Genomic DNA, 16,161 nt, shown 5'->3' with positions numbered 1-16,161 from the left:
CCAGAAATCGGCAGCAGCCAAACGTCAAAATGTCATCGCACAATTACAAACAATAGATAAATGTGCTGTGACTTCATGGGTGATCGATCAAAAACCATTCAATAAAAACACATGGTCAACTTATTTCGGTCCCAATACAGATGGCAGACAGACAGATGCTAGACAGAGAAGGCTGGGCATTACCGGAATAACCGGAATGAGGACAGGCGGAAAATAGAACTGTAGTCATTTGTTAGTCTCTTGCAGTAGTGATTTTTAATTTTTTTATTGTGCTTACAGCACCTGTAATAGTTCAGGTATAACAATATAGGTTTAGCAGATGCTGTCGATATTTCTAAAAATATTTATCCGATAAGTGTTTAAATAATCTATCCCAATAAATAATTACAGTTATTTACACAAATAGATTTTAACTGCACTGGACGCAACAACTTATTCGATCAGCAGAAAATAAAAACCCGCCATTTTCATAGCGGGTTTTTATGCTGGCCGATATTTGTGTTGGTTAATTTTTGACGGATAACCATTAATCAATCATTGAAGGCTTACCAAATACCGGCATGCCTTTGTCATCCCAGCGCAGTGGTTTAACAAACGTATGGCGGTCAGGATTCCATAAGGGGTCGCCTTCAATTTCAGTGTAGGTGCGCGCATGGTAAACCAGCATCACGGTATCGCCATCTTCTGCGTAGGTGAAACTGTTGTGGCCGGGACCAAAAATTTTATTGGGAATATCGGAACATAACACCGGTTCTTTGGATTTAGTCCAGTTTTGTGGATTCAATAAATCCGCATTCTCATCTACCCACAGCAAACCCATTGCGTAGTTTTCATCGGTGGCGCTAGCGGAGTAACTCAAAAAGATTTTGCCATTGCGCTTCACAATCGATGGGCCTTCATTTACCCAGAAACCGCGAATTTCCCATTCAAATTCCGGCTTGGTGAGCATGACGGGTGCACTCGCCAATTCCCACGGAGTCTTCATAGGGGCGATATAAATGTTGGAGTTACCTTGAATGTCCACATCTTTTTGTGCCCACACGTAATAGAGCACATCGTTATGGGTGAATGTGGTCGCATCCAGACAAAATGTATCAATACCTGAATCTACCTGCCCCATAAACTCCCATTCGCCTTCCAAGGGATTCGCATTTTTATTGCGGATGGCATACATGCGGTGCTGAAATAAATTGAATTTAATTTCACGACTGGGCGCTGCAGCAAAATACACGTACCACGCATATTCGCCGGATGATGGATCTTTATTGAAATGGATTTCCGGTGCCCAAACCAGCTCACTGTAAGGTCCGGTATCTGGCTTGTGCCACGCATCGACGGTTGGTGCAGTAGCCAATTCGGCGATGGTTTTTGCACGACGCAATTCAATGCGGTCATACTTGGGTACAGACGCAGTGAAGTAATAATAACCATCGGTGTGTTTATACACGAAGGGGTCTGCACGTTGTGGAATTAACGGCTTTAATAATTCGCTCACAATTTTTCTCCAAACTTTCTATTTAATTCTTAATAAAACTTTCTATTTAATTCTTGGATTGACATGTTGGGGTTCGTTCCTCACCGCCAACCTACACAAATATTAATGCTCTGCAATGTAACCTTTTGCGCGCATTTCATTTTTGAGACCAGCGTAATAACCATCGTTAATGCGATACCAAAACATCAATAGGCCCATCAAGGCATGGAAAAATCCGGGGATAATCGATAGCATTAATGCAATTCCCATTAATGAAAAATCCGATTGCGCCTGATTGGGAACATACTGGAAATAAGTCAACAGCCAACCAACCATTAAACCCGCAATGCCCATACCGGCTTTTTGCCCTACAGAAATTCCACCGTACGCAAAACCGGATACGCGTTTACCGTTTTTCACCTGGCCGTAATCAATTGTTTCGGAAATGATGGACCAAAATACAGGAGCATGAAGATCAACCACAAACGACAAAAGAAAATACAACACAAACGCCAGCACCACATCGTCGCGGCCAACAAACAAATAGATCGCCACACTTAATGCCGCCACTACTAATTGTGTGTAGCGGAATAAATTGATTTTGCAGTAGACCTTGGTAATCCAGGTGGATGCCACCATGGCAAGAATAGCGGCTGCAACGCCCGTCGATAAAAATGCCGATACCAAGGCATCATCACCGCCCAAATAATATTTAGCGTAATAAATCGCAACCGAACCGCGAATCACATAGCCAATCGTGCCTGTGATACACACAGCGAACAGAATTAACCACTGGTCATTTTTCAGCAGTTGTAGAAATTGCGTCCACAAGGGTTGATGCTCAACAACGTGGGTGACGCGTTCGGTTGTTTTGAAATAACAAAATAAAAACATTACCGCACCAACACCCGACATAATCGCCATGGCAACCTGATACCCCAATGCCTTGTCTTCCCACATGCCCGCCACAACAGGAACCACAATCGCCACCATAAAGGCACCAATTTTGGCGAGGAATAAACGGTAGCCATTTGCAGACAGTTTCTCTTTTGGATCACTGGTGAGTGCACTGGGCAGGGAGATATAAGGAATACCAACGCCGGAGGTGATCAGCGTCATCATAATGTAGGTGGAGTAAGCCCAAATTAATTTAGCGTCGTATCCCCAGTCTGGTGTGGTGAATACAAAAAACACACTGACCGCGTAGGGAATTGCCAGCCATAACAGCCAGGGGCGATAGCGCCCTTGTAAAAAGGTGTAGCGGTCAGTGAGCTGCCCCATGACCAGATCAGAAATTGCGCCCACCACTTTGACGGTGAAAAACAAAATGCCCATGTCAATTGGGCTTAGGCCGAAAATATCAGTGTAATAAAAGGTGATGATCAGCATCATTGATGAGATCACGACGTTTAGCGCCATATCGCCAGCGCCAAATCCAATTTTTTCTGCAACCGATAGTTTTTCTGTCATCGGCAATGTTTTTGCATTTGCAGTGGATGATGGTTGTGTTTGCATTGTTTTGGTTGACCTCGTGTTTCTATTATTTGTGTTGCTGTTTTTATTTCTGCTTCTATTTCTATTTATGTCTAATATTTCTATTTATCTTACGGTGAAAAAAAGCGGCATTACGTTCTCCGTAAGTGCCGCTTCCTTTATCGATCATCTAGTGCAGGAACTTTCTATTACCTACTACTCCGCTTATAAATAATAATCATTTTCGATGGCATGCACCAACAACACATCAATACCAGCCATACCCGCGCTTGCTGCAGCTTGTAAACCCAGTTTTGAATCTTCAAACACCACACACCGGGTTGGATCTACATCTAATAATTCAGCGCAGCGCAAAAATGTATCCGGTGCAGGCTTTGGATTTTTCACCTGGTCTGCACCAACAACGGCGCTGACATATTTATCCAGCCCGCAAATTTTCAAAATGGTTTGCGCTTCTTGCGTGTAAGCGCCGGTTCCTATTGCCATGGGCTTCACACCGTGATAACGCTGTGCCACTTCCAACAAGGCAGTAGGTTTTACGTATTTGTGCATATTGTCGTGCACAACCTGCTCTTTAAAATCATTCATTTCATCGAGGCTGGCGCTCACCTCAATGCTGAATTTTTCCAACAGGATTTCAATCGTCCCTTTGGTTGGCACTCCGGCAAGCGAACGCATAAACGGGCGGTCGATTGGAATACCGTATTTGTTCAGTGTTTCACTCCATGCAAACTCATGAAGTTGGCCGCTATCAACCAGCGTGCCGTCCATATCAAAAATCAGTGCATCGTAATGGTCGTACATCGTGTGTTCTCTTGTTTACTGGCGAGGCAGAAATTAGAGCACAAACCGACAGTAAGTTCGAATGCAATCATCGCAGTTGATTAATCATTAGTTTGGATCAATTATCACTTAGGATATCGACACACAAAGTTTTCTGCTTTTTCAGAATCGCCTGAGCCTGTGTAATGGGCATAACTGGGATAAGGGCACAATGGACGGCTGCGGTCAGGGAATGCCTGCCCGGTAACCTGTATTTGCGCGGGAGCCTTATTTTGCTCAACCCACTCAACAATAGGGTCAATCATATCCAAATGATCAAGCGCCGCTGCGCCGCCACCGCAATGCCCCATACCGGGAACCAAAAACAGACGGCTCCATTGGGAAACTTTTTCTTTGCCACCGTTATCCGCAACTAATTGATCGTAGTAACGCGCAGTTTCCTGTGCAGAAAACCATGGGTCGCTAACGCCGTGATAAAACAGTAATTTGCCGCCGTTATTGGAAAACGTATTGAGCAGTGTCCAATAGGCTGAATCACCCACAAACGCGGCCGGTGTAGAAGCAGCCATCGCTTCTTGATCGACGTTCATGTCGGTGCTGGTAATTTTGCCCACAATCGGATGAAAGCCCGGGTTCAATAATCCGGGAATACCCTGGGTTTCGGTGATGCCGGTATCAAACCAAAAACCGGGATACACCTGCACGCCGAGTGAATTTTTTGGTCCGGCAAATCCTGCTTTTATCGCTCTGGCTTTTTCGGGGCTGATGCAGGCTTGCGTATTGTTTGCACTGCAAGCAACTGACATAGGATCAAACTTGCAACCGACAACATTGGAAATCATGTTGTCCGCAACACCATCTATTGCATCGCACTGTTTTAATAAACCTTGCATCACAATCGTTTTATCTTGCGCGGTTAACGCTTGCGACACATCCGGATGACCCTGTGCATCTTTGGGTGCAACCTTGGCGAGTGAAGTCATCACCCACTTGTCGGCGAGATTGGAAAAGCTGGTGCGCATGGCAGGAGCGCCGGCCACTATGCCATCAAACAAACGCGGGTAACGCTGCGACATAATCATGGCTTCACGGCCACCGGTTGAACATCCCATGTAGTAGGAATGTTCGATCGGTTTTGCGTAATACTGCGCAACAATATGTTTGGATGCGATCGCTACTTTGCCAATTGCTTGATACAAAAAATTCAGTGTTGCTTCCTGATCGCTAAAAAAACTCGCATCAAATCCGTGCGTGCCTTGATGACCGGTGTCGGTAGTGACTACCGCAAAACCGCGTTGCAGTGCCGTCATATCACCGGCTGCGTTGCTGCCTAAAGGAGTTGCGACAGAACCATTCAAACCGCCACCACCTTGCATCATAAAACGGCCATTCCATTTTTCTGGCATGGCAATCGCAAAACCAATCGCATAAGGCTTACCGCCTTCACCAATGCGCTCATCAATTACACCATCCACACGGCAATAGCTCGACAGAGTACCTGCATAGGGGCGTTGATAAGGCACTGCAGGTACCGGCCCTTCTGGCACCATGCTCGCACTTTTAATGACCACCGAATTATCGTGTGATTGATAGCCAGTCAACTGACTACAGCTATTACCATTTTCTACAGCAGCGGTTTGCGTGCTGGATGAGCAAGAGGACAAGAACGCAACGCTAACCAACAATCCCAGTACATTTTTCATCGTTCGCACAGAATTTCCTCGCTCAAAAACGGCAATAGTTATTGTTGTAATTAAGAAAATCGCGAGTGAAATCACCGACAGCTTTAGCGCTATCGGCGACACACTCTTTTTTAGATCCGCGCTGCTGCGGATTTCAAACGCTTACACACCATCTCTCAAATGGCTTACACACCATCTTTCAGATGAAAGTAAGCGGCGTTGTGGCGCAATTCGGTTTTGAATGCACGCACAGTGGTGTCTTCACCGATCACAACCGCTTCAACACCAGCCATTTCTGCGTAATCCACAATTTCATCAGCAGTCACACCTTGGGTGTAAGCACTGTGGTGTGCGCCACCGGCTTGAATCCAGGCAGCGGCAGAAATTTCCAAGTTGGGGCGCGGTTCCCACAGCGCTTTTGCAACAGGCAAATTCGGCAATTCTTGCGGTGGATTAACGGTATCCACTTCGTTGATGATCACGCGGAAGCGAGTGCCAATATCAATCAGCGAAATACACAACGCAGGGCCCGCTTTACCGGTAAAAATCAAACGCGCGATGTCATTGCGGCAACCGATGGTGTGCAAGTGAACTTCCAATTTTGGTTTTGCCGCAGCGATAGAAGGACAAACTTCCAGCATGTGCGCACCCAGTACTTGATCGACACCACCGGCATGAACACCGCCAAAGTGATAGGTGTAATCTTCCATAAAGGATGAACCACCAGCACGGCCTTTGGACATCACTTTACAAATGTGCACCATGGCTGCCGTTTTCCAATCGCCCTCGCCGCCGTAACCAAAACCAGCCGCCATTAAACGTTGGGTTGCAAGGCCAGGCAGGTTGGTCAAACCGGTCAGATTTTCAAAGCAGTTGGTGAATGCACCGAAGCCGCCGTCGGTTAAAAACTTCAGCATACCCAGCTCCAAACGCGCTTCGTTTTTCAGCATTTGGAATTGATGTTCGTCATCAAAAATCGCCGGGTTTACATCGTATTCTTTTTTGTAGACTTCGATTTGCGCCGCTACTTGTTCGTCGGTCACTGCATCAACTACTTTTTGCAGATCGCCCAAACCGTAGGCGTGAACTTCGTAACCAAATTTAATTTGTGCAGCAACTTTGTCGCCATCGGTTACCGCCACTTGACGCATGTTGTCGCCAAAACGTGCTACTTTTAATGTTTGGCTTGCATGCCAGCCCATTGCCACGCGGCACCAGCTGTCGATTTGTTTTTGCACGGATTCTGTTGCCCAATGACCTACCACCACTTTGCGCTCCTGACGCAAGCGAGTGCTCACGTGACCAAATTCGCGGTCGCCGTGCGCAGATTGGTTGAGGTTCATAAAGTGCATGTTGATGTCGGCAAACGGCAGCTCAGCATTGAACTGAGTGTGCAAGTGCATGTAAGGCTTGTTTAATGCGGTTAAACCGGCAATCCACATTTTTGCAGGGGAGAAAGTGTGCATCCACAAAATCAAACCCACACAATTCGGATTGCTGTTAGCTGCTTGCGCAACCGCAAGAATTTCTGCTGGTGATTTAACGGTCTCTTGCGCAACAATCTTGATAGAAATGTTGGCCGACTCAGTTAAGCCTGCTGCAATTTTTTGGCTGTTCTCGGCGACTTGTTTCAATACGCCTGGGCCATATAAATGTTGTGAACCGGTAACTAACCAGACTTCTTTATCGCCGTAGATTTTCATGTTTTTTTCCTCAGGAAAATTTTTCACTTTTCAATTTTTTTGTTGGGTTATTTACTTCTGCCCGTAATAAGCATTTTTACCGTGCTTGCGCAAATAGTGTTTATCCACAATGCCCTGCTTTAACGCTGCCGTATTTGGCTGCAAGGTTTTTGTCAGATAAGCCATGCGTGCAATTTCTTCCAAAATCACTGCGTGGTAAACCGCATCCGCACCGTTTTTACCCCAGGTAAAAGGCGCGTGCCCGGCAACAATCACCATCGGTACTTCTTTCGGGCTGCGATCTTTAAAACAATCGGTAATTTGCACACCGGTTTCTTCTTCGTAATCGCGCTCGATTTGCTCGTCAGTCATCACCGCCGTGCAAGGAATTTCGCCATAGGCATAATCGGCGTGCGTCGTTCCGTAGCAAGGAATCGCTTGCTGGGTTTGCGCCCATGCCGTTGCATAAGTGGAATGGGTGTGAGTAACGCCACCAATGGTTTCAAAATGGCGATACAAATGCGTGTGAGTTTTGGTATCGGATGAAGGACGCATACGCCCTTCCACGATATTATTTTCCAAATCCACAATCACAATATCGTCCGGTGTCATCACTTCATACGCGACACCACTTGGTTTGATGGCAATGACGCCTTTAGCGCGATCAATCTGCGAAACATTGCCCCAGGTATACACCACCAGATTGCGGCGTTGTAATTCCATGTTGGCTTCGTAGACTTCGCGTTTTAATTCGGTGTAACTCATTGCGTTACGCCTCCCCTGATGCTGCTGAGGAGAGTGTTGATGAAGAGACGAACTGCCCCAGCGCTTGATACTGCTGATAACGCGCATCGTAAATTGCGGCGGCTTGTGCATTCGGCGTATAGGTTTTGCAGGTGCGCGATGCCATTACTTTTTGTGCATCGGCAACGGTAGGATAAACACCGCCGCAAACCGCAGCGAAAATCGCCGCACCCAATGCACAACTCTGTTCGCTCTCCAATACTTCGATGGGACAATTCCAAACATCGGCGCAGGTTTGCATCACAAAATCAGATTTTTTAGAAATACCGCCAATCGCTACAACAGAATTGACTGCAATACCTTCGTCTTTAAAGCGTTCGATAATAGCGCGCGCACCAAACGCGGTTGCTTCAACTAATGCACGGAAAATATGCGGCGCTTCGCTGCCCATTTTTAATCCGGCAATCGCCATGGAAACGGTTTGGTCTGCATCGGGTGTGCGACGGCCGTTAACCCAATCGAGCGCAGTGATATTCGCATCGGCAAGGGGTAATGCACTTGCGGCATTGCCCAATGCAACCAGCGTATTGCTTTCAATTTCTTCAGCGAGTTTTTGTTTGGTTGCTTCATCGAGCAGCGCTGAATTCGCCAGCAGGTTTTGCACTGGCCAGTTCACCAGATTGCGGAACCATGCATACAAATCGCCAAATGCAGACTGCCCTGCTTCCAAACCCACAAAACCCGGCAACACCGAACCATCTACCTGGCCGCAAATACCGCGAATCGATTTATTGCCAACAGCTTCGTAGCTCGCGACAGTAATATCGCACGTGGAAGTGCCCATAATTTTGGTGAGTACACCCGGTTTTACTTGCGCAGCAACAGCGCCCATGTGGCAATCAAATGCACTGAAACCTACGGGGGTATTTGCAGGAATGCCGAGCTTGTCTGCCCATTGAGCCGTGAGGCCACCGCACACTTGATCAGAGGTAAAGGTTTCTGCTGGCAGGCGATCGCGCAGGCCATTCAGTAGTGGATCGATCCCAACAAAAAAATCATTCGGTGGATAACCGCCCCAGCTCTCGTGCCACATTAATTTATGGCCGGTGGCGCAGCGCCCCATGCGCAATTTGCTTGGGTGGGTGGTATCGGTCAAAACAGCCGACATCCAATCGCAATGCTCTACCCATAAATAGGCCGCCTTGGCGACCGTAGCATCTTCACGCAATACGTGTAGCGCCTTTGCCCAGAACCACTCGGAGGAATAAATTCCCCCTTCGTATTTCAAATAATTAGTTGCTGATTTATTGGCCGCGGCAGTAATTTCCTGCGCTTCTTTGATAGCCGTGTGGTCTTTCCAGAGCACGAACATCGCATTAAGGTTTTCGGCAAATTCCGGTTTCAGTGCAAGCGCAACACCTTCGCTATCGACAGCGATAGGAGTAGAACCGGTGGTATCAAAACTGATACCGACAACCGCCTGGGCTGCGCCCGCAGGTGCCAATTTCCATAACCCCTGCACGACTTGCTCAAGACTTTCCAGATAATCCAGCGGGTGCTGGCGGAATTGGTCTTTAGCGGGCACGCAGAACAACCCTTTTTTCCAACGCGGGTAATACACCACGTTGCTCGCGACTTCTTTGCCGGTAAGGGCATCTACTAAAAGTGCTCTGACCGAATCAGAACCGTAATCCAACCCCAAGGCATAAGAGGTCATGTTTTTCCACCTGTAACGTCGATCTGTTTATTTTATTAATATTGCCTCACTAGAGGATATTAATATTGTATGACAATATATTCTCAATAAGCCTATCCCCCTGTCAATCGGTTTACCGCTATCGGGGGACAGTTTTCCGCTATTTCACAAGGCTTTATTTGGCCTTGTTGGCACTCACGCCTTCACTGGTCATGATAATGCGCTTGATGGTGCCATCCGCGTTGTAGAACAGCTCATCAATACTCACCGAACGGCGATATTGGCCACCATCCGGCCTGCCGGCACCGGTGTGATAAATGAAGTAATGCTTGTTGTTGAACTCAATAATCGCCTGATGGTTAGTCGGCGTATTGCCCGCCACTTCATTCAGTATCCCCTTGTATTCCCAAGGGCCGGTAATACTTTTGCTCATGGCGTAGCCGATTTTCTCGGGGAAACCCATCGCGTAAGACAAGTAGTAGTTGCCTTTATATTTGTGCACCCAGATTGCCTCGGTAAATTCCGGCAGGGTTTTGATGGGCATAATCGGGCCATCCAGCTCGATCATATTGGGCTTGAGCTTGGCGTAATAAGCTTTGGTATTTCCCCAAAACAAGTAGGCCTGGCCATCATCATCAATGAATACCGAAGGGTCGATATCGTCCCAGTCATTTTTAGTATCGGTAGTCATGTCATTGGTGATTAATGCTTTACCCAGCGCATCCTTAAATGGGCCGAGCGGGCTATCGCCCACTGCAACACCTATGGCAAAACCCGGCTTGGTGTCATTGTGGCGTGCGGTGATGTACCAGTAGAACTTGCCATCGCGCTCAATTACCTGGCTCGCCCAGGCATCGCCCTTGGCCCATTTGAATTCTTTCACTTTCAACAAGGGCCCGTGAGCCTGCCAGTTAACCATGTCATCGGATGACCATACCAGCCAGTCGTGCATCTCAAAGAATTTGGTGTTGTCTTTGGCTTCGTCGTGCCCGGTATACAGATAAACCTTGCCGTCATGCACCAGTGCGGCAGGGTCGGCAGTAAACACATCGGTAAAAATAGGGTTAGCAGCCTGGGCGATACCCGCCGCCGCAATAGAAGCCACCATCAGTGATTTAATTAAACGCTGCATTACTACCTCTCTTATTGTCTTTTTTACTATATTCTATTTCACTGTGCACCCGTTGCGTGCCAGTACTCGCGTTGTAGTTGTACCCGAGTTGTAACGGGGTTGATTTATATTGATATTATAATACAATTAAATCAAGCAATACCGTGAAAAGTTTTACCCGCGGCGTGCAGCTATCAGGCAAATATACGTAAACACCCATGTTTACGATTGCTCGTTCAAGCTACAAACCGATATTGTATGACTTTAATAATAATGGCCAATCCAGATGTAGTCATTTATGAGCCACGACAATAAGACTAATAAGCACACTCTGAAGCCTCTGCGCAGCGCCCAGTGGTTCGGTACACAAGACAAAAACGGCTTTATGTACCGCAGTTGGATGAAAAACCAGGGAATTCCGGAGCATCACTTTCAGGGCAAACCCATTATCGGCATCTGCAATACCTGGTCAGAATTAACGCCCTGTAATAGCCATTTTCGTGAACTGGCAGAAAGTGTGCGCCGCGGCATCATTGAAGCAGGCGGTGTACCGGTGGAGTTCCCGGTATTCTCCAATGGCGAATCCAATTTGCGCCCCAGCGCCATGCTCACGCGCAATCTAGCAGCCATGGATGTAGAAGAATCGATCCGCGGCAACCCGATTGATGGCGTAGTGCTGTTGGTCGGCTGCGACAAAACCACCCCGGCTCTGGTCATGGGTGCAGCCAGTTGCGATCTGCCAACCATCGTTGTCACCGGCGGCCCCATGCTCAATGGCAAGCACAAAGGTAAAGATGTCGGCTCGGGCACACTCGTCTGGCACATGAGCGAAGATTACAAAGCCGGAAAAATATCGCTGCAGGAATTTATGGATGCAGAGGCCGATATGTCGCGCTCCACCGGCACCTGTAACACCATGGGCACCGCCAGCACCATGGCGTGCATAGTGGAAACGCTCGGATTATCGCTCCCGCAAAATGCCGCGATTCCCGCCGTAGATGCGCGCCGCAAAACACTCGCGTATGTGTCGGGAATGCGTATTGTCGATATGGTGAATGAAGATTTACGCATTTCGCAGCTGTTGACGCGCGACAGCATTATTAATGCTATCCGCACTACCGCGGCGATAGGCGGCTCCACCAATGCAGTCATCCATTTAAAAGCGATTGCCGCGCGTTTGGAGATCCCACTCACACTGGATGATTGGCAAACCTATGGCCAACAAATTCCAACACTGGTGAACCTGCAACCCGCCGGTGAATTTTTGATGGAAGATTTTTATTACGCTGGCGGTTTACCGGCTGTATTAAAGCGTTTGGGCGATGCAAATTTAATTAATAAAGATTGCTTAACCGCTAACGGAAAAACACTGTGGGAAAACAATGCACAAGCGCCCTGCTACAACGATGAGGTGATCCGCACGCTGGACAACCCACTCTGCGCCAGCGGCGGCATTTGTATTTTACGCGGCAACCTCGCACCGCGCGGTGCGGTATTAAAACCCAGTGCGGCATCGCCTCACTTAATGAAACATCGCGGCCGCGCTGTGGTATTTGAGAGTTTTGATCATTACAAAGAACGCATTATGGATGATGCACTTGAAGTGGATGCCAATAGTGTTCTGGTATTAAAAAATTGTGGCCCCAAGGGTTATCCGGGTATGCCGGAAGTGGGCAATATGGGTTTGCCGCCCAAATTATTAAAGCAAGGTGTTACCGATATGTTGCGCATATCCGATGCGCGTATGAGTGGCACCGCCTTTGGCACAGTGGTGCTGCATGTTGCACCGGAAGCACAGGAATTTGGCCCGCTCGCCGCGGTGCAAGATGGCGACTGGATTGCATTGGATAGCGACAAAGGCTCACTTGAATTAGAAGTGAGCGCTGACGAAATCGCTGTGCGTATCGATCAATTGCGTGCACAAAAAATCCAGAAAAAAACCGGTGGCTATTTACAGCTTTATATCGAACACGTCATGCAAGCCGACGAAGGTTGCGATTTTGATTTTCTGGTTGGCTGTCGCGGTGCTGCAGTGCCCGGCCACTCGCATTAGTGGTGATGACAATGACACTCTCTAACCAATACCCAAGCTTGAAATACAAAATCGTATTAATCACCGGTGGTGCGTCGGGCATAGGTGCCAATTTGGTAGAAGCCTTTTGCCATCAAGGCGCGCAAGTTTGTTTTATCGATATACGCGATGACGACGCCCATAAATTGGTAGAAACATTGAGTCATCGCGCCGATAACATTCCACCGCGCTATTACCGCTGCAACTTATTAAATATTCCCAAACTGCAGGCGACTATCAAACAGATTTATAACGATGTCGGGCCAGTGAATGTGCTGGTCAATAACGCCGCCAACGACACACGCCACGATTTCCGTGAAGTCACTGTCGATTACTGGAACGAACGACTCGCTGTTAATTTACGCCATCATTTTTTTGCAGCGCAGGCGGTCTACTCCCATATGCTTGAGCTGGGCGGCGGTTCAATTATTAATTTAGGTTCCATGAGTTGGTACGCAACCCAGGGCGGCATGCCCGGCTATACCAGTTCAAAAGCAGCAATTGAAGGTATGACACGCGGGCTCGCTCGCGATATGGGCGGCGATAATATCCGTGTGAATACGCTTGTTCCGGGATGGGTGATGACGGATCGACAATTGGCAATGCTGACCAAAGAGAAATCTGCAAAAAATATTTTAGAAAACCAGTGTTTGAAAAAATCCGTCATGCCGGAAGACATCAGCGCAATGGCGTTGTTTCTGGCCTCTGACGATAGCCGTTTGTGTACTGCCCAACATTTTATTGTGGATGGCGGTTGGATCTAAACGCGAGCTGATAAATCGATTTACGATAAAACAGATTTAATAACCTATATAAAACTATTTACTACGCGAGGTTTACCATGAAAAAGTTATTCAAAACACTCACGCTCACGGCCGCTATCGGCATCAGCGCTACTGCTAACGCAATCACCGTGGGCTTTGCACAAGTTGGTTCGGAGTCTGGCTGGCGCACCAGTTTTTCTGAATCGGTTAAAGCCGAAGCAGAAAAACGCGGTATCACACTGAAGTTTTCCGATGCACAACAAAAACAAGAGAACCAAATTAAAGCCGTGCGCAGTTTTATTGCACAGCGCGTGGATGCCATTTTAATTGCACCGGTGGTAGAAACCGGTTGGCAGCCGGTATTGATGGAAGCCAAACGCGCGCGTATTCCGGTGGTCATCCTGGACCGCAATGTATCGGTGAGCGATCACTCTTTATACCTCACCCGCATTGCGCCCGACTTTGAAGTGGAAGGCCAACGCGCAGCGAATTGGCTCACTGAAAAAACCCAAGGCAAATGCAACATTTTGGAGCTGCAAGGTACGGTAGGTTCAAGCGCGGCCTTGGGGCGCATGAAAGGTTTTAATGAAACCATTGCAAAATTTTCAGAAACCAAAATTGTGCGCAGCCAAACCGCTGAATTTACTCGCGCTAAAGGCAAGGAAGTCATGGAGACCATGCTGAAAGCAGAAGGTGGTGGCAAAAGCATTTGTGCAATTTGGGCACATAACGATGAAATGGCATTGGGTGCAATCCAGGCGGTTAAAGAAGCAGGTTTGCAACCAGGCAAAGATATTTTAATTGTGTCGGTAGATGCGGTTGATGACGCATTGAAAGCGATTGTGGCGGGCGAGATTAACGTGTCAGTGGAATTAAGTCCGCACCTTGGTGGCCCTGCGTTTGATGTTATCAACGAATATCGTGGTGGTAAAAAAGAGTTTGATAAGTGGATCAAGATGGGTGGCGCTGTGTTCACACAAGAGAATGCAGCGGATGAATTGGCGAAGCGTGGTGCCAAGTAATTTAGTAGGGAGTCGTCATCCTCGCGCAGCGGGGATCCATTTACAACCTAACGTAAAACTGGATTCCCGCAAGCGGGAATGACGACAGATACATTAAATGAGAATGTCATAATGCAAAGTAAATCCACACAATCTGCACTATCAACTCCAATATTACAACTCAAGGGAATTCATAAAATATTCCCCAGTGTTCACGCATTAAAAGGCGTGGACTTTACGCTGCGTACTGGTGAAATCCATGCACTGCTCGGTGAAAATGGTGCAGGGAAATCCACACTGATTAAAGTCATGACCGGTGTTTACCAACGCGATGGTGGTGATATTTTATTGGAAGGCCAACCAATACACCCAAACAATACCGGCGATGCACAAGCGCTTGGCATCAGCACCGTGTATCAGGAAGTGAACCTGCTCCCCAACTTAACTGTTGCGCAAAATATTTATCTCGGCCGCGAACCGCGCCGTTTTGGTTTGATCAACTGGGGCAAAGTGAATCGCGATGCCCAAGCCTTATTAAAAGGCTACGATCTGGATATCGATGTAACACAACCACTCTCCAGTTATTCCATCGCCGTACAACAATTGATTGCAATTGCACGCGGCGTGGATATGTCAGCAAAAGTATTAATTCTGGATGAACCCACCGCAAGCCTTGATGCCGACGAAGTGCAATCGCTTTTTCGCATTATGCGCGAGCTAAAAGCGCGTGGTATCGGCATTGTGTTTGTGACCCATTTTCTTGATCAAGTGTACGCCGTGTGTGACCGCATCACAGTATTGCGCAGTGCGCAATTGGTGGGCGAATTTGAAACAGCACACTTGTCACGCAGTGAATTGATTGGCCATATGCTTGGCAAAGAATTGGCAGCCTTAGGTGAACACAAACCACAAACCCATTCTGCCTCTGGTGAAGCGCTGCTTAATGCACAGGGCATAGGCCACAAGATTACACTCTCACCAACCGATATTCAGGTGCGCAAAGGTGAAGTCGTCGGTCTTGCAGGGTTACTCGGTTCTGGCCGCACTGAATTATGCCGTCTGATTTTTGGAGTCGATAAAAAACATACCGGTAGCATTACGTTTAATGGCAAAACAGTCGATTTTAATTCACCGCGCGATGCGATTACCGCCGGCATGGGTTTGTGCCCCGAAGATCGCAAACACGATGGTATTCTCGGCCAGTTATCGATCCGCGAAAACATGATTCTTGCACGCCAGATCAAACAAGGCTGGTGGAAATTTATTTCGCGTAAAGAGCAGGAAGATATCGCTAACCATTATGTAAAAGAACTCAGTATCGCCACATCGGATATTGAAAAACCCATTGAACAATTAAGTGGTGGCAACCAACAAAAAGTCATCCTTGCGCGCTGGCTTGCAGCAAATCCATCGCTGTTGATTCTGGATGAACCCACCCGCGGTATTGATATTGGCGCTCACGCTGAGATCATCCGGTTAATCCGCAAACTCTGCGACCAGGGGCTGGCCCTGGTTGTTGCCTCATCGGAATTGGAAGAGTTGGTTGCATTCAGTAGCCGTGTATTGGTGTTGCGTGACCGCCAGAAAGTTGCCGAGCTGGAAGGCAGTGATATTAATCCGCAACGCATTATGCAAGCGATTGCCGCGAACGAGTAAAAG

Annotated in this window: 12 protein-coding genes; 4 read left to right on the top strand and 8 right to left on the bottom strand. The window is 47.6% G+C overall.

The annotated features are described in order from the left end of the window. Positions 1-526 precede the first annotated feature (526 nt). From B2739_RS09185 to B2739_RS09150, 8 genes are all read right to left on the bottom strand, one after another. Positions 527-1,495 carry a glycoside hydrolase family 43 protein gene (locus B2739_RS09185; protein WP_331345565.1) on the bottom strand — a complete coding sequence of 323 codons (969 nt, stop codon included), beginning with the start codon at positions 1,493-1,495 and terminating at the stop codon, positions 527-529. A gap of 102 nt (positions 1,496-1,597) precedes the next feature. Next, on the bottom strand, positions 1,598-2,989 hold the full coding sequence (locus B2739_RS09180; RefSeq protein ID WP_331345564.1) for an MFS transporter: 1,392 nt from the start codon (positions 2,987-2,989) through the stop codon (positions 1,598-1,600). Between the two features lie 183 nt (positions 2,990-3,172). After that, positions 3,173-3,772, bottom strand: a complete 600-nt coding sequence (locus B2739_RS09175; protein ID WP_331345563.1) for a beta-phosphoglucomutase family hydrolase — start codon at positions 3,770-3,772, stop codon at positions 3,173-3,175. Positions 3,773-3,876: 104 nt separating this feature from the next. Beyond that, positions 3,877-5,454 carry a DUF6351 family protein gene (locus B2739_RS09170; protein WP_331345562.1) on the bottom strand — a complete coding sequence of 526 codons (1,578 nt, stop codon included), beginning with the start codon at positions 5,452-5,454 and terminating at the stop codon, positions 3,877-3,879. 164 nt (positions 5,455-5,618) lie between these two features. Then, positions 5,619-7,136 carry an L-arabinose isomerase gene (gene araA, locus B2739_RS09165; RefSeq protein ID WP_331345561.1) on the bottom strand — a complete coding sequence of 506 codons (1,518 nt, stop codon included), beginning with the start codon at positions 7,134-7,136 and terminating at the stop codon, positions 5,619-5,621. A gap of 51 nt (positions 7,137-7,187) precedes the next feature. After that, entirely contained in the window at positions 7,188-7,880 is a 693-nt protein-coding gene (locus B2739_RS09160) for an L-ribulose-5-phosphate 4-epimerase (protein WP_331345560.1), read from the bottom strand. A 4-nt stretch (positions 7,881-7,884) separates the two neighbouring features. Next, positions 7,885-9,576 (bottom strand): ribulokinase, encoded by a 1,692-nt coding sequence (locus B2739_RS09155; protein WP_331345559.1) that lies wholly within the window; start codon positions 9,574-9,576, stop codon positions 7,885-7,887. Between the two features lie 154 nt (positions 9,577-9,730). Then, positions 9,731-10,687, bottom strand: coding sequence for a glycoside hydrolase family 43 protein (locus B2739_RS09150; protein WP_331345558.1), 957 nt, complete (start codon positions 10,685-10,687; stop codon positions 9,731-9,733). Between the two features lie 277 nt (positions 10,688-10,964). On the opposite strand from B2739_RS09150, the gene B2739_RS09145 reads away from it, so the two are divergent. The 4 genes from B2739_RS09145 to B2739_RS09130 all read left to right on the top strand — a co-directional run bounded on the left by B2739_RS09145 (position 10,965) and on the right by B2739_RS09130 (position 16,158). Further along, positions 10,965-12,719 (top strand): IlvD/Edd family dehydratase, encoded by a 1,755-nt coding sequence (locus B2739_RS09145; protein ID WP_331345557.1) that lies wholly within the window; start codon positions 10,965-10,967, stop codon positions 12,717-12,719. 11 nt (positions 12,720-12,730) lie between these two features. Continuing rightward, positions 12,731-13,501 carry an SDR family oxidoreductase gene (locus B2739_RS09140; protein ID WP_331345556.1) on the top strand — a complete coding sequence of 257 codons (771 nt, stop codon included), beginning with the start codon at positions 12,731-12,733 and terminating at the stop codon, positions 13,499-13,501. A gap of 77 nt (positions 13,502-13,578) precedes the next feature. After that, on the top strand, positions 13,579-14,523 hold the full coding sequence (locus B2739_RS09135; protein ID WP_331345555.1) for an ABC transporter substrate-binding protein: 945 nt from the start codon (positions 13,579-13,581) through the stop codon (positions 14,521-14,523). A gap of 111 nt (positions 14,524-14,634) precedes the next feature. Next, on the top strand, positions 14,635-16,158 hold the full coding sequence (locus B2739_RS09130) for a sugar ABC transporter ATP-binding protein (protein WP_331345554.1): 1,524 nt from the start codon (positions 14,635-14,637) through the stop codon (positions 16,156-16,158). The last annotated feature ends 3 nt before the right edge of the window (positions 16,159-16,161 follow it).

Source organism: Cellvibrio sp. UBA7661, assembly GCA_002483365.1.
Taxonomy (GTDB): Bacteria; Pseudomonadota; Gammaproteobacteria; order Pseudomonadales; family Cellvibrionaceae; genus Cellvibrio.
This window is presented reverse-complemented; position numbering and strand designations above follow the sequence as displayed.